Below are 22,921 nucleotides of genomic sequence, written 5' to 3' on the forward strand. Positions count from 1 at the left end.
GGTGGTTATTGATGCTTACTCCCGGTTTTATTATTGAATTTGAATCAAGGTCAGCGTGTTGCCGAATACTGCGCCAGTATCTATATAGAGCTGGTTTTTAAATAATGACGGTTTGACTAAAGGTGTATGGCCGAAAATAAATTTATTTGCTCCGCTAATCTCATGACTTTCTCCTTTCATGGACATGTTAAGGCGCTTACGGTTCCATATGACTAATTGCTCATCAACCATTTTGCCGTAAACATATTCATCAGAAGGATAATCAGCATGGGCGATAACATATTTCCCGCTGTCGGTCGTAATCTCAATCACCAACGGCAGTTGCCCAGTCTGCTTAATCAGCTGTTCAACTTGATATTTCTTGTTTCCTTCCAATGAGAAAAACCAACGGCCACCATTTGCAATCCAGGTATCCACCTCACCACCAGCCAGCACATCAATAGCCATTTGTTCATGATTACCACGAACAGCACGAAACCAATACGCATTAAGCAATTCAAAACATTCAGTATTCTGAGCTCCGCGATCAGCAAGATCACCCACAGAGACGAGCAAGTCAGAAGAGCGGTCAAAAGCAACACGGCCCAAGGTGTCCATCAGTTTTTTATAGCAGCCATGAATATCACCAACGACAAAGATACGTCGGTACTCACTGCCATTTATTTTTTGGTACATAACAGGCCTCACAGTCAATGCATTGCCTATCTTAACTGTAGCTCAGCAGCTCAATTTTTGAGCGATTCACATCAAGTTCAGCAAAAAATAGAGCGGATGTTATGACCACCAACACATGTCTTTTTTTGTATGACCCATGAGTATCATGCCTGTAATCCTGCAAATGTATTTGGTCAAATGATTGTGACGGGCATGAGCCTTGCTTGGCTAAGCTTCAATCTGACATGACAATGAGGGAGTGCGATGTCTATATCTGCGCGAAACCAGTTGTCTGGCACAGGCCATTATAGAATAAGCCGCCATTAGGCGGCTTATTTAACGTTGAACGCACGACAAAACCGCCGCACTATTACGCAGGCCGATATATGTCTCTGTAGTGAGCTAACCTTTCCCGGAAGAAATCGCATTCATCTGGAGAAAGTTTTGCTTCAATTTCATCAACATTAATTTTCTTTTTTTGATTTTCCATAAAAGCAACCGTGGATGCCACAAAGTCCAGGCTGGTATGGCAATATACTGAAACGAGTTTCTCAAGTGCTGACATGTTAACCTCCTCATGTGACCTAGCACGTCATATAAAATAACACAAATAATTATATTTAAACTGGGACTCAAATCAAGCTACGGGGAATTAGTCACCGGTTAGCACCCGCATCCTGCGGATTCATTGATTTTGCTAACTTTAAACTGAAGCGGAGTTATTTTGTTGTGGGTCGATGATTTTTAGCGGATTTTCCGTTATCGTTCGGATAGCCTTTTTAAAGTTTATAACGGGAACAGAAGTGAAAATAAGAAAAACAACACTGATTATGATAGCGATTGCGCTGGCGGTTTTCGCTTACACGTATTTTACCGGAGCCTAGCGCTATCAGCCCTATGTTAAAAGTCATTGCTCACGATTTTATAAAACCAGAACACATCAGTATTGTCATGCCACTTTATAAGGAGCTAGTGGAAATGACAAAACTTGAACCTCTGTGTGTTTCCTATGATTTGTATATCAATCATAAAGATCCTGGCAACTTCGTATTTATTGAAGAGTGGCCAGACCAAGCTGCATTAGATATACATTGCGCCTCAGAACATTTCCGGCGACTGGTGCCACAGATAAATCAATATCAACGGAAAGAGTGCACATTCATTTTTATGCACTCTTTTGAATAATATTGAAAAGCAACTTGCTACACAGCAAGTTGCTCCTCTTCGTGATATTGATTCTGCCACATGGCTGCATATCGTCCGTTTTTCAGCAATAATTCTTCATGATCCCCGCGTTCAACTATTGAGCCAGCGTCCATCACAATAATTTCATCGGCATCAATGATGGTCGATAAACGATGAGCAATAACCAGCGTAGTATGATTACGGCTAACTTCCCGCAGATGAGTCTGGATTTCGCGCTCAGTATGCGTATCTAGCGCACTGGTTGCTTCATCAAAAACCAAAATAGCCGGATTTTTAAGGATTGTACGCGCAATCGCCACCCGCTGTTTCTCACCACCGGATAACTTAAGACCGCGCTCCCCTACCCGCGTGTCATAACCATCAGGTAAGCTAATGATAAAATTATGGATATGAGCAAGTTTTGCAGCTCGGACTATCTCTTCGAAACTGGAAGAGGTTCGGCCATAAGCAATGTTATAACGCAACGTGTCATTAAACAGCACCGTATCTTGAGGCACGATACCAATCGCCTCACGTAAACTCGCTTGAGTCACATTGCGAACATCCTGATTATCAATGTAAATTGCACCATCAGTTACATCATAAAAACGGAATAATAAACGGGAAAGTGTTGACTTACCGGCCCCTGATGCCCCGACAACGGCCACCGTTTTACCCGCTGGGATGGTGAAACTCACTTTATTTAAAATAGGTCTGCGCGGATCATAACCAAAACTAACAGAGTCAAACCGCACTTCCCCCTTTGTCAGGTGTAAAGCCGAAGCATCGGGATGGTCGGTAATCTCTTTTTTTACCATTAATAAATCGAGCATATTCTCCATATCAATCAGAGCCTGTCTGATTTCAGAATAAATAAACCCAAAGAAATTAAGCGGTTGATACAACTGAAGAAGATAAGCATTTACCAACACGAAATCGCCAATAGTCATACGCCCCTGGGTGATACCTTTCGCCGCCATGGACATCATCACAACCAGCCCTATTGAGATAATGGCAGTTTGCCCCAAGCTTAATGCGGTATAACTGAATTGATTTTTTATTGCTGCGTATTCATACAGTTGCCGCGAGGTATTAAAGCGCTCAGCTTCGAACTGTTCATTACCAAAATATTTTACAGTTTCATAGTTTATTAGGCTGTCGATAGACTTCGTGTTAGCGTCCGAATTAGCTTGATTTAGCTCGCGCCGAAAACGAGTTCGCCAACTGACTGCCATCACGGTAAACAGAATATAGCAGACGACTGTCACCAGAATAGCGACCGCAAACCAGCCGTCTAATAGATGCCACATAATAAGAGAGACCAGTGTTATCTCAAATAAAATGGGGAATATAGAGAACAAGATACGTGAAAGTACTGTTGCAACTGCTTGTGTGCCACGTTCAATAGATAAGGATAAACCGCCCGTTTGTCGGTCCAGATGAAAACGTAAACTTAACTCATGTAATTGTTTAAATACCCGTAAACCAAGTAAGCGCGTCGCGTTCTGACTCACATGCACAAACATGACGTTACGCAATTCTTCAAATAAAGAAGCACTAATTCTCGCCACCCCATAAGCAATTATCAACGTAATGGGAATGGCCAGCATCTTGGCACTTTCGCTGGTTAAAGTATCAACCATCGCCTTATAGGCAAGCGGAACCAGTGTCGTACTGACCTTAGAAATCACCATAAATATAACAGCGGCAATCAGGTAGTAACGGAGTTTCGGGTTATTTTTTGGCCACAGATAAGGCAGCAGGAACTTAAGTATTCGGGAGCGATCCATATTTATGTCTTTGTCATCTCAGGTGAAATAGCAGTCATTATTTTTTTATATTCTGCCATGTATCAGTGTAATGACCTAATGAACAAGGCAATATTAAAACCCTGTTCACGTAACGCTATACACATGTGTCGGCCGCCATATGTGACAGCTATTTCAGTATGAACATGTTTGGCTGCAACATCAGCATCAACGTTTCTGATTCAGTTATATTCTACAGCCAACTTTAGCGAGTTTATTAGCGCATCCTTGTCGCGATTTGGTGTTTAAGTAACATATTATTTTTAAAAGCAGAATATCTTAACAAGCGGCTTTTGAATGACATTTTAATATACATATTCAAAAGCCGCAGTTAACCGCATGTTTACTCGTCAAAGAACCAATAGCCCTGATTAATAAGATCAGTTAACTCAGCCACAAAAGCAGGATTATGTAATGCTTCACCCAGCTTTTTTTGGTCAATAATGGTGTAACGACACATCGCATCAGCAGCTTTAGAGTCAACAGTTTCTAACCGCTCACTGTTGATAAAGAAGCTATCTCCGACGTGCAAAACCCGCAACCCGCTCAGGCGGGTCAAGGTTTCGCCCTCCATCAGAGCATCGACAATTTCAGCTGATTCGTAAGGTGGCTCTGCTGGGGCAATGTCCAACTCATGGCGCGGTGTTGTTGCGAAGCGACCAAACCACTGTTTAAAATCTTCCGGCTGATTAATCATATCGATCATCATCCCGCGCAGGCGGTCGAGTTCATACTCTTCAACCCGGCCAGGATGCTCACGGCAAGTTAAATCAGGATCACTATAATGCTCACCGCCCAAATCATTTTCCAGCGCATAGTCAGCAAAACTACTGATTAAATCCCTGCCATTCGGCCCACGGAAACCGACTGAATAGTTAAAAGCAGTTTCATGAGTGAAACCATCGTGGGGGAAGCCCGGCGGAATATATAAAATATCACCCGGAGCCAGATCCTCATCAATAATCGGTGTGAAAGACTCAACATGTAGCAATGCTGGGTGCGGGCAAAACTGCTTTAGAGGCAATTTATCACCAACGCGCCAACGACGGCTGCCCATCCCCTGGATAATAAAGACATCGTATTGATCAATATGGGGTCCAACGCCGCCACCGGGGACCGAAAAAGAGATCATCAGATCGTCTAAACGCCAGTCTGGCAACACGCGAAACGGACGTACCAGTTCAGCCGAGGGGGCATGCCAATGATTTACGGCCTGGGCCAATAGTGACCAATTAGTTTCACCCAGATTATCAAAGTGCTCAAATGGCCCATTACTCGCCTGCCACTGACCATCTTTATGACTGACCAAACGGCTATCGACCTCGGCCTCCATAGCCAAGCCCGCCAGTTCGTCCGGAGTAATCGGATCGACAAAATTCGGGAAAGCGTTTTTTAATACAACTGGCTGTTTTTGCCAGTATTTCTCTAAAAATTCGGGCCAATTAAGGTTAAGTTGATAAGCCATACTTCATACCAGTAAGAAAAGAAATGGCCCTGATTATAAAGTGGCTAACACCCGAATCGCCTTGTCATTGGTCAATGACAAGGCTCAGTTAAGTAAAAAAAACAGAATGTCCAAGACTGAGCAAACCTACGAAATACCTATATTGGGTGGGGAAGTATGCATAAATACCAAGATACGGTACGTTGATACCGGCCAAAATGTCCCCAATCATTCTCGAATGACTTAATGACTAACCTGATATTCAAGCGCCCTTGCTAATTTAGAGTCCGGTTTCGCCAGTTTATTTAAACGATTCTCATCAATACTGTTCATTTGGCCTAAAGCTGCTGCTGTTTGTCCTGAATTACCTATCAATTGTTTCTTGGGTATATTCACCATCAGTGCTGCGGCGTCTTCCAGTGCTTTTATATAACCGCCCTGCTTATGCAGATTATAACGTTTTAAATCCATTTTGCTGCGCAGCAGTTGCCCCCAATAGAACTCGAGAAAAGGGACTTCTGGGTAAGGTTTACCCGTTTCAGGATTAAGGTTCTTATCAGATTTATCATAAGATATGCCGCGCAGATAATAGAGCATTGAACGATACGGATCGTCCTGAAAAGCGTGCGTCCCCAAAGTTTGCGGCAATTGTGAGAAAGTGATTGATTTTCCTTCTGCATCAATAGGAAGGAAGTGCTTTAGTTCAGTCATTTTTTGCTCAAACTGAGCCTGAGTCAGCACCGCTCCTTTGGCATCATGACTCAAATTACTCCCAACCAATACACTTAAGGTCACATCACCACCACCGGCAGGGACATCCCAAAAGCTGTTAAATGCATGATGGCCGTCAGTCAGGTAAAGCTTTCCTTTGGGCCCAATATCAACCGTATTCATATCAGCTTTTTTAGTTCCGATAGGTAGTTTGCAAGTATATGAAGAGGGATCTTTCGGTGTTGATAATGCATTATTTTCTGCCAGTTTCCCTGCGCCTTGAACTTTACATAAATCACTAAACAGGTGCTTGGGGTTACTGGCATAGTCAGCCAGATCACCTGCAATCTGCAGTTTACCCACGGCTATTTGGGTCGGATGCAACTCATTGAGTTTAATTTGAATAACATCACCGGATTTGGCCAGTAAGTATTTCTGGGGAAGAGATTGTGTAGCGTACAGATTAACAGAATAGAGCATCAGCCCAGAAAGCAATAAAACAGAAGCAGAAAATAGCCCATCAATCGGCCTTTTTTGAGCTGGTTCCGCCTGATATAAATAAACCTTGTTCAAACGCACACTTATCCCCTCTTATGGGTATTATCATTATTTTATTGGTTACTCGCAGGATAGCACTATTTTAAACAATAACAGTGCAGCTTTGATTCCGCGACGCGGCCCATTCAAAAAATACCATTAGTAGATGGCGTAAGGATGACAACAACTCTCAGCATGAGAAACCAGACAGATGATGAAAGCAATCAATGTTTACTTTAACTTAACACCAGATTTCTGCTAATTAAGTATAAATTTGTAAGCTACGCTATAAGAGAAGAAACCTAGGATTATATTTTAGATTACATCGAAATTAAGGCCCAATATAATGCAGAAAAAATGGACAACGCAGTGGATTCCAGGGCTCACAACTTTTATTCATTATGATAGTGCAAATTTAAAATCTGATGTTCGCTCAGGGCTTTCAGTCGCTGCCGTCGCATTACCCGTCGCCATTGCTTACGCAGAATTAATGGGCCTCAATGCTATTGTTGGGCTTTATGCCTGTATTTTACCGATGATTGTCTATGCGCTATTTGGTACATCAAGGCAATTGATTGTTGGCCCTGATGCAGCAACCTGTGCTGTCATCACCGCCGCAATTGCACCTCTTGCACTTGGTGATCAAGATACTCTCTGGCAAATGGCTATTGCCATGACGATGATGACCGGATTTTGGTGCGTAATAGCCGGCCGTTTTCGCCTCGCTATTTTTGCGGAGTTTCTTTCTCAGCCTATCTTACAAGGGCTTTTGAATGGTGTTGCCATCACTATTATGGTTGGTCAGATTGGCAATATTTTAGGGCTGAATTCACTCCCATCAGATTTAATTAAATGCCTGATTGTTTTACCCCAGAAATTAGCCGACACCCATAAATTAACATTAATACTTTCAGCTACCAGCCTCTTTGTCCTATTTATTCTAAAAGCTCTACGCCCCACATGGCCAACACCACTTATTGTCATGACAATTGCAACAATATTGAGCTGGTATCTAGATTTCAACTCAATGGGAATAGCCATTATTGGCAGTTTAGGTCAAGGATTGCCACATATATCCATGCCACATTTCGACCCAAATTTATTACGCGAACTTATTATCCCGTCACTTAATCTCGCAGTAATCAGTATTGTTAGCTTTATGATGACGGTACAAAGTTTTGCAAGCAAAAATGGTTATGAAGTCGATATTGATCAAGAGCTGTATGCTTTAGGTTACATTAATATTGTTGCGGGATTGTCACAAGGGTTTGCTGTAAGTGCAGCAACAAGCCGGACGGCAGTCAATGACAGTAATGGTGGCAAAACCCAAATGGTGTCATTGATTGCTGCCTTAATGATTATGTTGGTGCTTTTGTTCCTGGCGCAGACGCTTAGTTTTATTCCACTGGGAACATTAGGGGCTGTTCTTATTTATGCCGCATGGTCGATGTTCAGTTTTAAAGCAATATCTTCCATGCGAGCACACAATCGCTCAGCCTATATTCTGACCGTATTTACCTTAATAGCTGTTTTGGCTGCAGGGCTGATCGATGGTATTGGATTTGCCATTATTCTTGGCGTCCTGCAATTCCTTCGTACAGTATTTAAACCAACAGATCAGTTACTTGGCATTGATAACCAAGGAATAATTCACCCTATTAACCCTGAAAATGATATTAATCCTATCGATGGTTTAATAATGTATCGCTTCAATTCTATATTGACCTACTTTAATGCAACTTATTTTAAAAAACGTATCACCCAGCTTGTTAACAGTGCAGCCATTTCACCTCAATGGATAACAATCGATGCAACCACCAGCTTTACTTATAATGATGCAAGTGTATTTACGATGCTTAAAGAGCTGATTCCAACGTTGAAAGAAAAAGGTGTGACACTTATCCTTGCTGGCCGAAGTACAGAATTGTCCGTTTGGCTAACGAAGAATAATATATCTCATTACATGGAAGATATTATTTTAGTACCAGACCTTTATTTTGCTATCAAAATGATCCAAAAAAATGAGATACAAGACAAAATCAAGAGGCAAAAAACCGCTATAAAATCGGCCAAAGATATTTAAACAGTGCTTTTGTAGTGGTACGATAAATATGGCTACCTGAGCAGAGGTATTATTCTTGCCTCAATAATCTTGCAGGTGGCCCCATGAGAGAATATTATAATCCTTGCTGGCGTGCCATAAACCCAGCATTTAATCTCACCACATACCCTTTTACGATCCCCAGCATTGAGTTTTCGATAAAACGTGGAAGTGGAACATTTACTCGGGCCGCTGTTATTATATTGCTCATTTTCATCCCCCCCTCTCCAGACGAGCTGGGTGTGTAGATAGTGCAACCATTCTTTTGGAGGGAATCATATTGCAACCGCACTTAGAGACAGCAAGGCTTATTCTTAGACCATTCCAACTTGATGACGCTGATCGAGTTCATGAGCTGGTAAATGATCCTTTAATTTCTGATGTAACCTCGAATATTCCTTACCCCTACCCATTAATACTTGCGAAAGAATGGATTGCATCCCATCACCCTAATTGGGAAAAAAGTACACTCGCCGCATTTGCTATCACCAGAAAAGATAATCAGACCCTTATTGGTGCTATATCTCTGATGGGCATTAATGACGAAAAAGCAGAAGTCGGTTACTGGCTTGGCCGGGAGTATTGGAATCAGGGATATTGTAGTGAAGCTTGTAATGCTATTTCTCTTTTTGGGTTCAACACGTTAAACCTATCAGTAATTAGTGGACGTCATCTTCATCGCAATCCAGCTTCTGGTAAGGTTTTAATAAAAAGTGGATTCCAATTCATAGGGAGCAGGCACATGAAAACAAAGAAACGTGATCATGACGAACTTATTGATTTTTATCAGTTGATGAAAAAAGTATAGATACAGCCCCGAGAATTAACAGCGGAATACAGCTTGCAGAGTTTATTTTCGTCAACAGCAGGTGCCTGTGTGCGCCGGCATGATTTAGAGATAACCTCTTTCAAATACAAATACCGCCCGCGTCTCGCTCTTGAGAGACAACCATCATCAAATCTCCCATATTGCAGGAGATTTGATGATGAATATGTCGTCGTGGAACAAAAATCACATCTTCAGCCCAAAATTGCGGCTTCGGAGTAAGTTCAGGGGCATTATGTTTTTGGGCAGCCCGTGACTTGCGGGTAATTGCGACAAACCAGATTGAGTTTGTTCTTCGGCTCGAAGCCTTTATCCAGCATGCATCGCTGAACATCCGCGGCTTTGCGCAGCGTCGGCACGTAAGGCACCGAGCCCAAGGGCTGCGGATAACCGCATTGATACATCACCGCCAGTGCTTGCTTGTCGTTTTCAATTTCATGAGAAAAATGCAACGAGGCCCCCGCTTTACGCCAGCTAATCAAGGAAGATTTGATCACGCCGGAATCTGGTTTAATAGGATGAAATCCGCGGTCTGCAACAAAAGGTAGCGCGTCTAGCTGGCCCTGGCTCAAGGGGCGCCCCTGCTCTTGCTTGAGGCAGGCTGGGGTATCATGGTAGACACGAAGGCTGCAAATTTTGAACCCGTCTTTACGGTTAAACCCCTGACTTTCCATGCATTGGTAATACAGAACTGACTCATTATCCGTTTTCGGGATATCAGGGCCGGGGAGTTGCACGCCGCACTTACCCATCGCGACGCGCACGCCATCGATATCCGTATTCGGGCGTTTCCACTGCGTTATATCCGGTGCAGGTGGGCATCCTGTCAGCAGGAATACCGATGCCACCAGCAGAGGTAAAGTCACCAGCGTCGATTTACGGATCATTAAAATCCCTTATTTATTATTGTGTCAGATAGCATCTATACTGCCCGTATTGCCCCTCTGCGACAACATTGTTCAAGTTTTGATTCTCACTGAAATAAAAATTTCACCCTCGCTGGATTGACTGTCACCTTAAACGTAATATTTTAAGTTATATGAAAAGAGACAATTCATTATCCGGCATCCTGATGACGGGTTAATCAAATAAGGGGAATATGCAATGTCTGACCATCCCACGATTGCTCTTATTGGCCCGGGTGCTATTGGCACGACCATCGCCGCTTTACTGCATGAAGTTAACCGGGCGCCAGTCCTTTGCGGGCGTACTGCACATCCACAGTTAATTCTACGTCACGATGACGGTGAGATTGTGGTGCCAGGCCCGGTATTGAGTCATCCGGCGACTATTAGCCAACCGTTTGATCTGGTGTTTATAGCAGTGAAAACCACCCAGGTAGCTGACAGCGCCAACTGGCTGGCCGCACTGTGCGATGAAAACACAGTAGTATGTGCGCTGCAAAACGGCGTCGAACAAAAAGCGCAATTGGAACCCTTAGTCAACGGTGCAATGGTACTCCCTTCTGTAGTGTGGTTCCCAGCGCAGCGCGCGCCGGATGCTTTAGTCTGGCTGCGAGCTAAGCCGCGCCTGACGCTGCCCGATGTGCCGCAGGCAAAACGGGTAGCTGATGTGCTCCGCGGCACACGCTGCTCAGTTGAGCTGTCAGCCGATTTTCTCTCCATCGCCTGGCGTAAATTGTTGCAGAATGCGGTCGCCGGTCTGATGGTACTTGCTAATCGTCGTGCCGGGATGTTTTCACGCGTGGATATATCTGAATTGGCACTGGCTTATCTGCGCGAGTGTTTGACGGTAGCCCGTGCGGAAGGTGCTGTACTAAATGATAACGTTCCGCAGGAGATCATTGACGGCTTTCATCGTGCCCCTGCGGATCTAGGCACCTCCATTCTTGCCGATCGCCAGGCCAACCGCCCACTGGAGTGGGATATCCGTAACGGCGTGATACAGCGTTATGGTCACTTACAGGGTATTCCTACGCCCATCAGCGACGTGTTGGTGCCACTGTTGGCGGCAGGGAGTGACGGGCCGGGTTGACATCGTTAATTACAGGAGTATTTGCAAGGTACTAACCCCTGGAACACCACTGATTTGAGCGATATATCCAGATTATTAAGATGACTAAAATAGTGTCCGTATGCACGATGCAACGACATGTTTTTCGCTTATAACTGACTGTAACCACTTGAAAAAATAGCAATATGGACTGTCGGCGAGAAAGGGTAGGATAGTTTTGTCATGGCGATAGTTAAAACCATATAGCTATTCATCTTACTAAAATATAATTCAGCCTCCGTCGGCGGTTTTTCACATCGATTTCTGGAATTCTGTAAAATGTCCAGCGACCTTGAGCGAGGGGAATCAATCGAAATGGTACAGAGGTATGCACACCTCGCGCCACGCCATTTGAGTGCCCATGCTAAGCAAATTGATAGTATTTTTGATGGTCATGTCCCAAATTCGTCCCACGGAGACAATTTGGAATTATTGAAAGCGGTGTAACTCATTCATTTTAATGGCCTACAGGATTCGAATACAGACCCTATAACCCTTGTTATTACAGCATTTTTATCTGTTCGAAAAACGCCGGAGCCCCCAATCATATTTTGCTGGGATTGTAAGCTTTAGAGAAACTCAGTTAAGCAAGTTGATTCTATCCCATTGAGCTTTCCAACAACATTCCATTCACAACATAGGGATATTTTTATCTTCCCCGTCGATAAACTGGATTTGAACCTATTTATTACTCCACCACTACGGAAATAGAATATGCAGATGGCATAATTCGCGCCCTAGAAGCTTATGATTCTGACATTCTGCCATCCTACATTTATCTGAACCAAACCCACCATGTGCAAGTATACAAAGATACTGTTTGGCAGCCTGTAGCTCGTTCACTGAAGGTGGCCGCACTAACTCATTAACCTTTAAAGCAAATTCTGGATAAGGCGTCTGCTCTGGTGCACATTCAATGTACCATTTCTGGCCGCACTCCATGCAGTGATACATGAATTGTGAGTAATCAAGCTGCGGTTCGAAATGCTCACTATCCGGTGTTTCGAAGTAGTGATTATGGATTAAGGCCCCAAAAAACTGGAAGCCCCGATCCAGATATTCTATTTCAGCCACACAAGTTGGAAGTTTTTTACAATTACACATAGACCTAACCATTGAGTTGAACCGCGCAACGGATGCCCGTAGAACGCGAAGTGATAATTTGGGTGCGTAAAATTACAAAGTAATACACCGAAGTTAACATCGGATAGGAAGAGTTGTCAGGCAAACAAAAGGTTGCATACAACTGTGCTGATACTTACAGCTCCAGGAGCTCTTGAGCCCAATCACCCCAGCATTCGCAACCAAGTTGAGACTCAACTGTATTTGGGCGGGATTCAAGCCACCATGCCTTTACCACTTCATATTCAGAGAACGTAAGCGTGAATGGACGCCAACGAGCCATCCTACCATCTTGATCACATGGGTCATTACCAACCAGGAAAAATTCATTCAGAAAGGGTAAAGGTGGAAAATAGCCAGAACCGCTAATGACACCAAAGATGCCATAAAGCACTTTGGAGTTTTCATCTAAAACTCGTTTAGCATTATTAATGTGATCCATAGAAATCCATTTGTAAATAGACCCATTTTAGTTCCAGGTGTAAGACAGGCTGCAGTTGTCACAAGGATCCAGCTCAGCGCAGATACTCTTTTTCGTAGAGTGGTTCATGCTCCTCGAATCGCAACCGACAGGGAGTCCGCATGTTGGGATCGACTAATGGGCATGACATAGTGGCCACCGGTATGGCACGTTGATCGTCAATCTTGGTACTTATCGCCTTCTGGCTCTGCTTCCCGGGCGCGAACAACGTCCCCTGACAACCTTGTTCAGAAAACACCCGGAAATACGAAGGCCAGACTCGTACATATTAGTTAACCTTATTATTTATTGATTATAATAAATATTAATTTAGTATTGTACCAACATTGATACCAACACTTTAAATTCTTGATTTTCGAACCCACACCGGGCCGAAACCCTACCAAGAAATTGGGTTTACGACTGGCTAGCTTATCAGTCTTAACTCTGCTCTACCGAATCTGACTGAAGTAGGCTTACTCCCCTCAGCATTTCAAAACACCAAACCTTTTTGTTTTTTAAGATCTTGCACACATTACTTTAACTGGCTCTACCTAACAAAAATGGCATACAGGGAAAATCAACTCCACTTAATGGCAGTGTTATTTTCAGGATAGATGATGACTATACATAACCGCGATGGATATCAAGCTTACCTTCTGGAACAAGGCCTTACCCCTAACTGTAATGGTCAACTAAAACCGGACACGGATTTAGGCACATTGCTGTAGTCGGCGTTCATATTCATCCGGTGATATATTTCCCAGACGATAATGCCGCCTTTTCAGATTATAAAAACTGTCGATATAATCGATAACATCAGCGATACCCTGACTTCGGGTTTCATAACGACGATAGTTAACCCTCTCAGCTTTCAGGCTGCGGAAAAACCTTTCCGTAACAGCATTATCCAGGCAGTTACCTTTTCGGCTCATGCTACCTGTAACATCCAGTTCCTGCTGGCAGGACTGGAACTGCGCGCTGGTATATTGCGCCCCTTGATCTCTATGGAACACCATAGACCCTGTGGGTCTTCGTTTATTTATGGCCAGCCTTAAGGCCCGGACAGTCAAGTCGCTGTCCGGTTTGTCTGAGAAGGCCCAACTCACTATTTTTCTTGAACATAAGTCCATTACGATAGCCAGATATAACCAGCCCTGAGCGGTGCGCAGATAGGTAATATCACCTGACCACCAGGTATTCAATGTCTCTGGATTAAACTGCCGATTCAATAGATTAGCGGCCACGACAGCGGGTTTTCCGCCGCGTGGATAGCGATGACGCCCGGGCCGTTTAGCTACCAGTAATACGTTTTTCATTATCTGCCGAACGCGGTATCTGCCCACGTTAAAACCTTGTTCCCGTCACTCGATGCACATGCGCCGGCTGCCATATGTGGCATCCATTTCAGCGTGAACATGCTTAGCCGCCGCGTGCAACATCAGAACATCGGGTTTGATCATTGGCCGACGACTACGAGCGTAAAAATCCGCCTTCATAGAAGGCGGCATTGCTTTGACGCCCCATAGGGGCGTACTAAGCTACGAACCCGTAGGGTCCTCACTTCACATTCCATTCAGGCTCAACTGATTTTCTTCTTGCTCGTGCTTCTCTTGGTACTTTACGTATTTACGGATCATTTCCGCATTAACACCTACGGTGTCCACGCAGTAACCTTTCGCCCAAAAGTGATTTCCCCATAGCTTGTGCTTTCTTAAATAGGGAAACTTATTGAATAATCGTATTGCTGTTCTGCCCTTCAAATGGCCCATTACTTCCGATACTGACAGCTTTGGCGGGATCTTTATCAGCAAATGGACATGATCCAATTGAACATTTAGCTCCACAATCTCAATGTACAACTGTTCACTTAATATCCTGATTTGCCTGTAAACTTCTTTCCCTACATTGTTCTTTAGTATTCGAAATCGGCACTTGGGCGTCCAGACTATATGGTATGGACAATGCCATAGCACATGCGATGCTTTTTCGAACCTACTCATGGTTAAATCCTTATCAGTTATGGGGATAACAGATTCGGATTTTCCCATGAGTAGCATTACTGGCAGAGCCAAAAAGCCGATAACCACGTCCACAGGACGTGGTATTCAGTTAGAAATAAAACACGCTGCGCGTGAGCGATAAGCAGCGGCATACCTGTTGGATATTTGCACCGACCTTTTTCAGTTTCACCGCGACTTTTTGTCGTTGTTTATTTCCATGGCGAAGAAGGCCGAAGCCTTTTTTAACAGGTCATTGTCGCTCTGCAACTGCCGTACCTGCTTTTCAAGTTCTTGTATTCGCCGTTGTTCCGGTGTTATAGCACTGGCTATCGGTGTATTTCCGCGGATCTCTCCGCGATACTGCCGTAGCCAGCATTGTAAGGTTGAAAGGCCAATATTCATTATTTCAGCAGCCTGAGTCACTGGATAGTTATGTTGAATAACCAGATTGACACATTCCTGTTTGAACTCATGGGTAAACGTTTTTTTTCGCATTCTCACCTCGTTAGTATTGCTCATTATATCTCTAACAAAGTGTCCGGAATCATTAGACCATTACAGTGCCACGAATGGTGTTCTTATCCACATGCGCAAGCTGTAACTCGATCCATGTCGTGTTATAGCCCTGTTCATGCAGAATAGTACTCATCGTGTGCCGGAAACCGTGCCCTGTCGCCTTCCCATGATACCCAATCCTTTTCAGTACCTGATTGATACTCGCTTCACTCATCGGTTTCGTAATGTCGTTACGGCCTGGGAAAACCAGATTGTAACGGCCCGTCACTACCTGGATCTCACGAAGTGATGCCACAACTTGATCGGATAAAGGAACCAGATGCAGACGACGCATCTTCATCCTTTCGACCAGGACTTCCCAAACACGTTTATCAAAATCAAACTCTTTCCATTCAGCCTGGCGGAGTTCGACGGTGCGAACCCCGGTCAACATCAGAATCCGGGTAGCCAGTCGGGTGATCGGGCTACCAGAATACGCGGCAAGAGCCTGTAAGAAATCAGGGAGTTCATCAGCTAGCAGATGGGGATAATGGGTAGACTTAGGCGCAGTTAAGGCACTTGCCAGTTCAGAGGCTGGGTTAGTTTCAGCTCTGCCGGTGACGATGGCATAGCGAAATACCTGATTGCAGGCCTGGCGGATTTTACGCAGCTTATCGAGGACACCACGTTTTTCGAGTTTACGAAGTGAACTGAGGATCTCCAGAGGCTTGATCTCTGCAACTGGGCGCTTACCTATATCAGGGAAGATATCGTTTTCAAACGCTTCCATAATGTCTTCAGCGTAACCCTTCGACCAGTTTGGACGTTTGTACTCATGCCATTCCAGAGCGATCGCTTTGAAGGTATTTTCCACTGTCGCTTTGCGAGCTTGTTTCTCAACCTTTTTCTGTTCACTGGGGTCGATAGCGTTAGCGACTTGCCGCTTAGCTTCATCTCTCCGCTGCCTGGCTTCAGATAACGAAATCTCAGGATAGATACCCAACGCCAGCATCTTTTGTTTACCGTCGAAGCGGTACTGCAAGCGCCAGTATTTAGATCCATTGGGATGAACCATTAAATGCATTCCTTCGCCATCGGTAAGCTTGTAAGGCTTATCCGTGGGCTTTGCACTTCTTACCTTTACATCGGTTAACGCCATTTGAGGCCCTCCGTTGCTGGCTGTTGGTACAGGATTTCATTGAACGGGGATGTACCATCACATATACCAACAGATACTACTTGATGCTGGTGGGGGTAGATAGATTCTGAGAGAATTTCGACGCGCTTAAATCAGCCAAATCACTGAATTTTAGGCATAAAAAAAGACGTCAGTTGACGTCTATTTACTTCGAAATGGTACGCCCTACAGGGCTCGAACCTGTGACCTACGGCTTAGAAGGCCGTTGCTCTATCCAACTGAGCTAAGGGCGCATTTGATATTTACCGCAGCATAGAACGCTGCCGGTAGTCAGTTGCGGGTTGGATTATACGGGCAGTCGCTTTTGAGTCAATGGCTTTTCGCCTTACGATTTATCAACTGGCTATTTAATCGTTAATTAATCGTTATTATACGCCTGACAGCACGCCCCGCTTCTGACAAAATAGGTATATTCCCGCTTTTTTAATTGATGGACCCTTCCACTGATGTCAGCAAAAATTATAGATGGTAAAACGATTGCGCAGCAGGTTCGAAACGAAGTTGCTGCGTTGGTACAAAAACGTTTAGCTTCGGGTAAGCGCGCCCCCGGCCTTGCTGTTGTGTTGGTAGGTGAAAATCCAGCTTCACAAATTTATGTCGCCAGTAAACGTAAGGCATGTGAAGAAGTAGGATTCATTTCCCGTTCTTATGACTTGCCGATGGCCACCACTGAAGCAGAATTATTAGCATTGATTGATTCACTGAATAGCGATAGTGAAATCGATGGGATTCTGGTGCAATTGCCGCTCCCCGCAGGGATTGATAATGTCAAAGTTCTGGAGCGTATCCATCCGGATAAAGACGTAGATGGCTTCCATCCATACAACGTTGGCCGCTTGTGTCAGCGCGCGCCTAAACTACGCCCTTGCACCCCACGCGGCATCGTTACGCTACTGGAGCGTTATGAAATCCCAACTTACGGCTTAAATGCTGTCGTGGTGGGAGCATCGAATATTGTGGGTCGGCCGATGAGCCTTGAGCTGTTGCTGGCAGGTTGCACCACTACCGTCACGCATCGTTTTACCAAAAATCTGCGCCAGCATGTTGAAAATGCTGATTTGTTGGTCGTCGCCGTCGGTAAACCTGGTTTTATTCCCGGAGAGTGGATTAAACCGGGCGCTATCGTGATTGATGTGGGTATTAACCGACTGGAAAGTGGTAAAGTAGTCGGTGATGTAGAATTTGATGCCGCCGTTGAGCGCGCGGGTTGGATTACACCGGTCCCCGGTGGCGTCGGGCCGATGACCGTTGCAACACTGATACAAAATACCTTGCAAGCCTGCGAGGAATATCATGACATCAACGAAAATAGAGTGAAAGGACAGTAATGGATATTTTTCATTTAGAGAAACACCCGCACGTCGAATTGTGTGACTTATTAAAGTTGCAAGGCTGGAACGACAGCGGTGCCTCAGCTAAAGCCGCCATCGCTGACGGGCAGGTAAAAGTCGACGGGAATGTAGAAACGCGCAAGCGCTGCAAAATCCTGGCTGACCAGATTGTTGAGTTTCAAGGTATGAAAGTACAGGTTAAAGCCTAATAACCTCAGCAGTGGCGAGTTTTAGCTGGTTATTGCGAAAAGCTGCCATTGCAAAATGACGACAGCACCACATAATATGGGCAAAAAAATGCGGTTACTGGCCAGCACCAGAACCGCAATTTTTTTAATCTTATATCCGTCATGCTTCAAGTTGCATGTGCGTTGGCTGCCTTCGTTACTCGACACCCCAAACGCAGTATTATTTGCGCCGCCATGTCGTCCCTTGTGGGCCATCTTCCAGCACAATACCTAACTCATTCAATTGATCACGAGCCGAATCCGCCAGCGCCCAATCTTTACTGCTACGGGCATCATTGCGCTGCTTAATCAAAGCTTCAATTTTTGCCACTTCGTCACCGTCAGTCTGTGCGCCACTTTGTAAAAACAGTTCAGGATCCTGTTCCAATAAGCCCAGCACATGAGCCAATCTACGCAACTCAGCGGCTAACGCATTTGCAGCAGTCATATCTTCAGCTTTCAGGCGATTGACTTCGCGGGCGATATCAAACAGAACCGAGTAAGCTTCTGGGGTATTGAAATCATCGTCCATTGCAGCACGGAAACGTGCTTCAAACTCCACGCCTCCCGCCGGGGCTGCATTCGCATCTGTGCCGCGCAATGCTGTGTATAAACGCTCTAATGAGGCACGCGCTTGCTTGAGATTTTCTTCACTGTAGTTCAACTGGCTACGATAGTGGCCGGACATCAAGAAATAGCGCACAGTTTCAGCATCGTAATACGCCAGCACATCGCGAATGGTGAAAAAGTTATTCAGTGATTTTGACATTTTCTCTTTGTCAATCATCACCATACCAGAATGCATCCAGTAATTAACATAGGGGCCATCATGGGCACAGGTTGATTGCGCAATTTCATTCTCATGGTGTGGGAACATCAAATCAGAGCCACCACCGTGAATATCAAAATGCGCGCCTAACTGCTTGCCGTTCATTGCAGAGCATTCAATATGCCAACCTGGGCGACCTGGCCCCCAAGGTGATTCCCAGCGAGGTTCGCCGGGCTTGGACATTTTCCACAACACGAAATCCATTGGATTGCGTTTAACATCAGCCACTTCAACGCGAGCGCCCGCCTGCAACTGATCCAAATCTTGACGAGACAACACGCCGTAATCCGGATCACTATCGACGGAGAACATGACATCCCCATTAGAAGCCACATAAGCATGATTACGGGCGATAAGCCGTTCTGTTAGCTCAATAATTTCCGGGATGTGATGAGTCGCGCGCGGCTCTAAATCTGGGCGTTCCAAATTCAATGCATCAAAATCTTTGTGCATTTCAGCTAACATTCGCGTAGTCAATTGCTCACAAGTTTCATTGTTTTCAATTGCACGTTTGATGATTTTGTCATCAACATCAGTAACATTGCGAACATACGTCAAAGAGTAACCTAAATAACGCAAATAGCGCGAAACGACGTCGAAAGCGACAAAAGTACGCCCATGCCCAATGTGACACAGGTCATAAATGGTGATCCCGCACACGTACATACCTATTTTACCGGCATGAATAGGCTTGAATTCCTCTTTTTGGCGACTCAGTGTATTAAAAATCTTTAGCATCGGGACATTCCGTGGTTTTTGTTTTTGCGATACGCATGGTTTAAAGGGATATCATCAGATTATGCGGCAAATCGGCTTCTGATACAGCACTTTTTCGCCTACAAAGGCGGCGTTTCGAGTGCTGACTCAATCTCACAGATATGATATAAGAGCCGTCTAAAGAGTTACGACTCATCTGTGAATACACTTATTACACTAGCAGGAATATTATTATGGTCACTTTTCATACTAATCACGGCGATATCGTCATCAACACCTTCGCGGATAAAGCGCCGGTTACCGTTGAAAACTTCCTGAACTACTGCCGTAAAGGTTTCTATGATAACACTATCTTCCACCGTGTTATCGATGGTTTCATGATTCAAGGCGGCGGTTTTGAGCCGGGCATGAACCAAAAAACAACTGACGCGCCTATTAAGAACGAAGCCAACAACGGTCTGAAAAACACCCGTGGCACCTTGGCAATGGCGCGTACCAACGACCCACACTCTGCTACAGCTCAGTTCTTTATTAACGTTGCCGACAACGACTTCCTGAACTTCCGCTCAGAGCGCCCAGATGGTTGGGGTTACTGTGTGTTCGCTGAAGTCACTGACGGTCTGGACGTAGTTGATAAAATCAAAAACGTTTCTACTGGCCGTAGCGGTATGCATCAAGATGTGCCAAAAGAAGATGTCATCATTAAAAGCGTTACTGTAAGCGAGTAATGACGGCTTAATGAGCACGCTTTTTATTGCTGATTTGCATCTTAGCATTCAGGAACCGGCAATTACTGCCGGTTTCCTGCATTTTATCCAGCGTGATGCTATTCATGCTGATGCGTTATATATCCTTGGCGATTTATTCGAGTCATGGATTGGCGATGATGACCCCGAGCCACTGTATCGGCAAATTGCTGCTGCGTTAAAATCACTCCAGCAACAGGGAGTGCCCTGCTATTTTATTCACGGTAACCGTGATTTTCTGCTCGGTAAACGCTTTGCTCTTGAAAGTGGCATGACCTTGCTACCGGAAGAAAAAGTTGTTGATTTGTATGGCCGTAAAATTGTTATTTTACATGGCGATACCTTATGTACCGATGATGCTGACTATCAGCATTTTCGCCGCCGGGTACACAACCCAATTATCCAAAAATTATTCCTGTGGCTGCCTCTGCGCTTCCGGTTACGCATTGCGGCTTATATGCGCAATCAAAGCCAGCAAAATAATAGCGGTAAATCGCAGCTGATTATGGATGTCAATCCGCAAGCCGTGATTGACACCTTCGAGCGGAATAATGTCAGTTGGATGATTCACGGGCACACTCATCGCCCTGATGTACATAATGTAAAATTACCCGGAGCAACAGCGCACCGTGCCGTTTTGGGCGCCTGGCATGTTGAAGGCTCAATGGTCAAAGTCACTCAAGAGAGTGTCGAGCTGATTAAATTCCCGTTTTAATCAACTTGTGGTCAATAATTACCGCACTATTTTTTCTTATCTTCACATAAAAAAACCGATAAAACCCACTAAAAGCCGCTACGCAACCGTTTTCCTCGCCTTTGGCTCATGATATGCTCTACGCCCTCTTCGCCAGTCACGATTTAGGTAACATCGTTCTGGCCGACGCTTGCGCAATCACAGGAGCTTTACACCCATGGGAGCTAACCTCGATTCGGCTTATGCAGCCGGGGTTAAAATCGCTATCGTAATGGGGTCCAAGAGTGACTGGGCCACCATGCAGTTCGCCGCCGACGTGCTCACCACGCTCAATGTCCCGTTCCATGTCGAAGTCGTTTCTGCACACCGAACCCCAGATAAACTGTTCAGTTTTGCCGAACAAGCCGATGCCAATGGCTTACATGTCATTATTGCAGGCGCGGGCGGTGCTGCTCACCTGCCGGGTATGTTGGCGGCTAAAACACTGGTGCCGGTCTTAGGTGTCCCAGTGCAAAGTGCGGCATTAAGTGGTGTCGACAGTTTGTATTCTATCGTGCAGATGCCGCGTGGCATTCCTGTGGGAACACTGGCAATTGGTAAAGCCGGTGCGGCGAATGCCGCATTGCTGGCAGCTCAAATACTGGCGCTGCATGATTCTGAATTGGCTGCGCGTTTAGCGGATTGGCGTAAAAACCAAACGGATGAAGTGTTGGATAATCCCGATCCGAGGGATGAAGCATGAAGCCGGTTTGCGTATTAGGCAATGGTCAGTTAGGCCGCATGTTGCGACAGGCCGGTGAGCCGCTGGGTATTGCAGTTTATCCGGTAGGATTAGATGCTGAACCGGAAGCCGTGCCCTATCAGCACAGTGTGATTACCGCCGAGATTGAGCGCTGGCCCGAAACAGCCTTAACACGCGAACTCGCCACACACACCGCTTTCGTTAACCGCGATATTTTCCCGCGTCTGGCTGATCGCCTGACTCAAAAGCAATTACTCGATAGTCTTAATTTAGCAACCGCGCCATGGCAATTGCTGGCAAGCGCCAGTGAATGGCCGCAAATTTTCGCTAAGCTGGGTGAATTGGCCATCGTGAAGCGCCGGGTGGGGGGGTATGACGGCCGTGGTCAGTGGCGTTTGCGCGCCGGTGAACATGAGAGTTTGCCAGCCGATGCTTATGGCGAATGCATTGTCGAGCAGGGAATTAATTTTTCCGGCGAAGTTTCATTGGTCGGCGCCCGCAGCCATCAAGGTAAATCCGTCTTTTACCCACTCACTCATAATCTGCATGAAGAGGGTATTCTGCGCATGAGTGTGGTGCGGCCTCAGCCAGATAGCCTTTTACAACCTAATCAATTACAACAGCAAGCTGAAAAGATGCTCTCCGCCATTATGGATGAGCTGAATTATGTTGGTGTGATGGCGATGGAATGTTTTATCGTCGGCGATAATTTGCTTATCAATGAACTGGCTCCACGGGTGCATAACAGTGGTCACTGGACCCAAAATGGGGCCTCAATCAGTCAGTTCGAACTGCATTTGCGCGCGATTTTGGATTTACCGCTGCCGACGCCGGTGGTGAATACCCCGTCGGCGATGGTCAATCTGATTGGTACGCCGGTGAATATCGAATGGCTGTCACTGCCATTGGTACACCTGCATTGGTATGAAAAAGAAGTGCGTGAGGGGCGCAAAGTGGGCCATTTGAACTTAAATGACCCCGATGGCGCGGCATTAAGCACGGCATTGGCAGCATTAGCGCCGCTGCTACCCGCAGAATATCAAAACGCCCTGCGCTGGGCACAAGATAAGCTGTAATT

Annotated in this window: 20 protein-coding genes, 1 tRNA gene and 5 pseudogenes; 12 read left to right on the plus strand and 14 right to left on the minus strand. The window is 45.3% G+C overall.

The window, feature by feature from the left end; genetic code table 11:
* Nucleotides 1-30 precede the first annotated feature (30 nt).
* On the minus strand, nucleotides 31-675 hold the full coding sequence (locus F0T03_RS15505; protein WP_145554501.1) for a metallophosphoesterase: 645 nt from the start codon (nucleotides 673-675) through the stop codon (nucleotides 31-33).
* A 349-nt stretch (nucleotides 676-1,024) separates the two neighbouring features.
* Entirely contained in the window at nucleotides 1,025-1,219 is a 195-nt protein-coding gene (locus tag F0T03_RS15510; RefSeq protein ID WP_145554502.1) for a glycogen synthase, read from the minus strand.
* A 332-nt stretch (nucleotides 1,220-1,551) separates the two neighbouring features.
* On the opposite strand from F0T03_RS15510, the gene F0T03_RS15515 reads away from it, so the two are divergent.
* Nucleotides 1,552-1,839 (plus strand): putative quinol monooxygenase, encoded by a 288-nt coding sequence (locus tag F0T03_RS15515; protein ID WP_159679337.1) that lies wholly within the window; start codon nucleotides 1,552-1,554, stop codon nucleotides 1,837-1,839.
* Nucleotides 1,840-1,856: 17 nt separating this feature from the next.
* Here F0T03_RS15515 and F0T03_RS15520 read toward each other — a convergent pair whose 3' ends face one another.
* The 3 genes from F0T03_RS15520 to F0T03_RS15530 all read right to left on the minus strand — a co-directional run bounded on the left by F0T03_RS15520 (nucleotide 1,857) and on the right by F0T03_RS15530 (nucleotide 6,381).
* On the minus strand, nucleotides 1,857-3,629 hold the full coding sequence (locus tag F0T03_RS15520; protein ID WP_159679339.1) for an ABCB family ABC transporter ATP-binding protein/permease: 1,773 nt from the start codon (nucleotides 3,627-3,629) through the stop codon (nucleotides 1,857-1,859).
* Nucleotides 3,630-3,990: 361 nt separating this feature from the next.
* A complete protein-coding gene (locus F0T03_RS15525; RefSeq protein ID WP_159679341.1) occupies nucleotides 3,991-5,112 on the minus strand; it encodes a ribosomal protein uL16 3-hydroxylase in 1,122 nt (373 codons plus the stop codon).
* A gap of 222 nt (nucleotides 5,113-5,334) precedes the next feature.
* The gene (locus F0T03_RS15530; RefSeq protein WP_159679343.1) at nucleotides 5,335-6,381 is read right to left on the minus strand and encodes a ParB/Srx family N-terminal domain-containing protein; all 1,047 of its coding nucleotides are present in this window, start codon (nucleotides 6,379-6,381) and stop codon (nucleotides 5,335-5,337) included.
* Nucleotides 6,382-6,685: 304 nt separating this feature from the next.
* Here F0T03_RS15530 and F0T03_RS15535 point away from each other — a divergent pair, with 304 nt between their 5' ends.
* The gene (locus F0T03_RS15535) at nucleotides 6,686-8,422 is read left to right on the plus strand and encodes a SulP family inorganic anion transporter (protein ID WP_159679345.1); all 1,737 of its coding nucleotides are present in this window, start codon (nucleotides 6,686-6,688) and stop codon (nucleotides 8,420-8,422) included.
* Between the two features lie 116 nt (nucleotides 8,423-8,538).
* Here the strand turns inward: F0T03_RS15535 and F0T03_RS21610 are convergent.
* Nucleotides 8,539-8,637, minus strand: a pseudogene (locus F0T03_RS21610) (glycoside hydrolase family protein); the annotation flags it as partial.
* Between the two features lie 83 nt (nucleotides 8,638-8,720).
* Here F0T03_RS21610 and F0T03_RS15540 point away from each other — a divergent pair.
* On the plus strand, nucleotides 8,721-9,248 hold the full coding sequence (locus F0T03_RS15540; protein ID WP_159679347.1) for a GNAT family N-acetyltransferase: 528 nt from the start codon (nucleotides 8,721-8,723) through the stop codon (nucleotides 9,246-9,248).
* Nucleotides 9,249-9,499: 251 nt separating this feature from the next.
* Here F0T03_RS15540 and F0T03_RS15545 read toward each other — a convergent pair whose 3' ends face one another.
* On the minus strand, nucleotides 9,500-10,153 hold the full coding sequence (locus F0T03_RS15545; protein ID WP_145554509.1) for a hypothetical protein: 654 nt from the start codon (nucleotides 10,151-10,153) through the stop codon (nucleotides 9,500-9,502).
* A gap of 217 nt (nucleotides 10,154-10,370) precedes the next feature.
* Between F0T03_RS15545 and F0T03_RS15550 the strand changes: the two genes are divergently transcribed.
* Both F0T03_RS15550 and F0T03_RS21720 read left to right on the plus strand, forming a co-directional pair.
* Nucleotides 10,371-11,261 carry an oxidoreductase gene (locus tag F0T03_RS15550; RefSeq protein ID WP_159679349.1) on the plus strand — a complete coding sequence of 297 codons (891 nt, stop codon included), beginning with the start codon at nucleotides 10,371-10,373 and terminating at the stop codon, nucleotides 11,259-11,261.
* A 321-nt stretch (nucleotides 11,262-11,582) separates the two neighbouring features.
* A pseudogene (locus F0T03_RS21720) lies at nucleotides 11,583-11,726 on the plus strand (integrase); the annotation flags it as partial.
* Between the two features lie 811 nt (nucleotides 11,727-12,537).
* Here F0T03_RS21720 and F0T03_RS15555 read toward each other — a convergent pair.
* Nucleotides 12,538-12,843, minus strand: coding sequence for a hypothetical protein (locus F0T03_RS15555; protein WP_159679351.1), 306 nt, complete (start codon nucleotides 12,841-12,843; stop codon nucleotides 12,538-12,540).
* A 72-nt stretch (nucleotides 12,844-12,915) separates the two neighbouring features.
* Here F0T03_RS15555 and F0T03_RS21930 point away from each other — a divergent pair.
* A pseudogene (locus F0T03_RS21930) lies at nucleotides 12,916-13,132 on the plus strand (ISL3 family transposase); the annotation flags it as partial.
* Between the two features lie 442 nt (nucleotides 13,133-13,574).
* On the opposite strand, the pseudogene F0T03_RS15560 reads toward F0T03_RS21930, so the two are convergent.
* The 5 genes and pseudogenes from F0T03_RS15560 to F0T03_RS15580 form a co-directional block, all read right to left on the minus strand.
* Nucleotides 13,575-14,213: pseudogene (locus F0T03_RS15560) on the minus strand (IS3 family transposase); the annotation flags it as partial.
* A gap of 213 nt (nucleotides 14,214-14,426) precedes the next feature.
* Entirely contained in the window at nucleotides 14,427-14,864 is a 438-nt protein-coding gene (tnpA, locus tag F0T03_RS15565; RefSeq protein ID WP_159679355.1) for an IS200/IS605 family transposase, read from the minus strand.
* 186 nt (nucleotides 14,865-15,050) lie between these two features.
* Nucleotides 15,051-15,359 (minus strand): transposase, encoded by a 309-nt coding sequence (locus tag F0T03_RS15570; protein ID WP_159679357.1) that lies wholly within the window; start codon nucleotides 15,357-15,359, stop codon nucleotides 15,051-15,053.
* Nucleotides 15,360-15,423: 64 nt separating this feature from the next.
* A pseudogene (locus tag F0T03_RS15575) lies at nucleotides 15,424-16,518 on the minus strand (tyrosine-type recombinase/integrase); the annotation flags it as partial.
* Between the two features lie 195 nt (nucleotides 16,519-16,713).
* Nucleotides 16,714-16,790 (minus strand) — tRNA-Arg (locus tag F0T03_RS15580).
* Nucleotides 16,791-17,003: 213 nt separating this feature from the next.
* Here F0T03_RS15580 and folD point away from each other — a divergent pair.
* Complete coding sequence (gene folD / locus F0T03_RS15585; RefSeq protein ID WP_159679359.1) at nucleotides 17,004-17,885, plus strand: bifunctional methylenetetrahydrofolate dehydrogenase/methenyltetrahydrofolate cyclohydrolase FolD; 882 nt, start codon at nucleotides 17,004-17,006, stop codon at nucleotides 17,883-17,885.
* The gene (gene ybcJ / locus F0T03_RS15590; RefSeq protein ID WP_004390634.1) at nucleotides 17,885-18,097 is read left to right on the plus strand and encodes a ribosome-associated protein YbcJ; all 213 of its coding nucleotides are present in this window, start codon (nucleotides 17,885-17,887) and stop codon (nucleotides 18,095-18,097) included. Before folD ends, ybcJ begins: the two co-directional genes overlap by 1 nt.
* Before the next feature lie 199 nt (nucleotides 18,098-18,296).
* Here ybcJ and cysS read toward each other — a convergent pair whose 3' ends face one another.
* Entirely contained in the window at nucleotides 18,297-19,682 is a 1,386-nt protein-coding gene (gene cysS / locus F0T03_RS15595) for a cysteine--tRNA ligase (RefSeq protein WP_145554901.1), read from the minus strand.
* Between the two features lie 212 nt (nucleotides 19,683-19,894).
* On the opposite strand from cysS, the gene ppiB reads away from it, so the two are divergent.
* The 4 genes from ppiB to purK all read left to right on the plus strand — a co-directional run bounded on the left by ppiB (nucleotide 19,895) and on the right by purK (nucleotide 22,919).
* Complete coding sequence (gene ppiB, locus F0T03_RS15600; RefSeq protein WP_145554902.1) at nucleotides 19,895-20,389, plus strand: peptidylprolyl isomerase B; 495 nt, start codon at nucleotides 19,895-19,897, stop codon at nucleotides 20,387-20,389.
* A 10-nt stretch (nucleotides 20,390-20,399) separates the two neighbouring features.
* Nucleotides 20,400-21,122, plus strand: coding sequence for a UDP-2,3-diacylglucosamine diphosphatase (locus tag F0T03_RS15605; protein WP_159679361.1), 723 nt, complete (start codon nucleotides 20,400-20,402; stop codon nucleotides 21,120-21,122).
* Nucleotides 21,123-21,318: 196 nt separating this feature from the next.
* Nucleotides 21,319-21,843 (plus strand): 5-(carboxyamino)imidazole ribonucleotide mutase, encoded by a 525-nt coding sequence (gene purE / locus F0T03_RS15610; protein WP_145554904.1) that lies wholly within the window; start codon nucleotides 21,319-21,321, stop codon nucleotides 21,841-21,843.
* Nucleotides 21,840-22,919: a 5-(carboxyamino)imidazole ribonucleotide synthase gene (gene purK / locus F0T03_RS15615; RefSeq protein ID WP_159679363.1), complete on the plus strand. Its 1,080-nt coding sequence runs from the start codon at nucleotides 21,840-21,842 to the stop codon at nucleotides 22,917-22,919. Before purE ends, purK begins: the two co-directional genes overlap by 4 nt.
* Nucleotides 22,920-22,921: the final 2 nt, after the last annotated feature.

Origin of the sequence: Yersinia canariae (assembly GCF_009831415.1) — a bacterium.
Classification (GTDB): domain Bacteria; phylum Pseudomonadota; class Gammaproteobacteria; order Enterobacterales; family Enterobacteriaceae; genus Yersinia; species Yersinia canariae.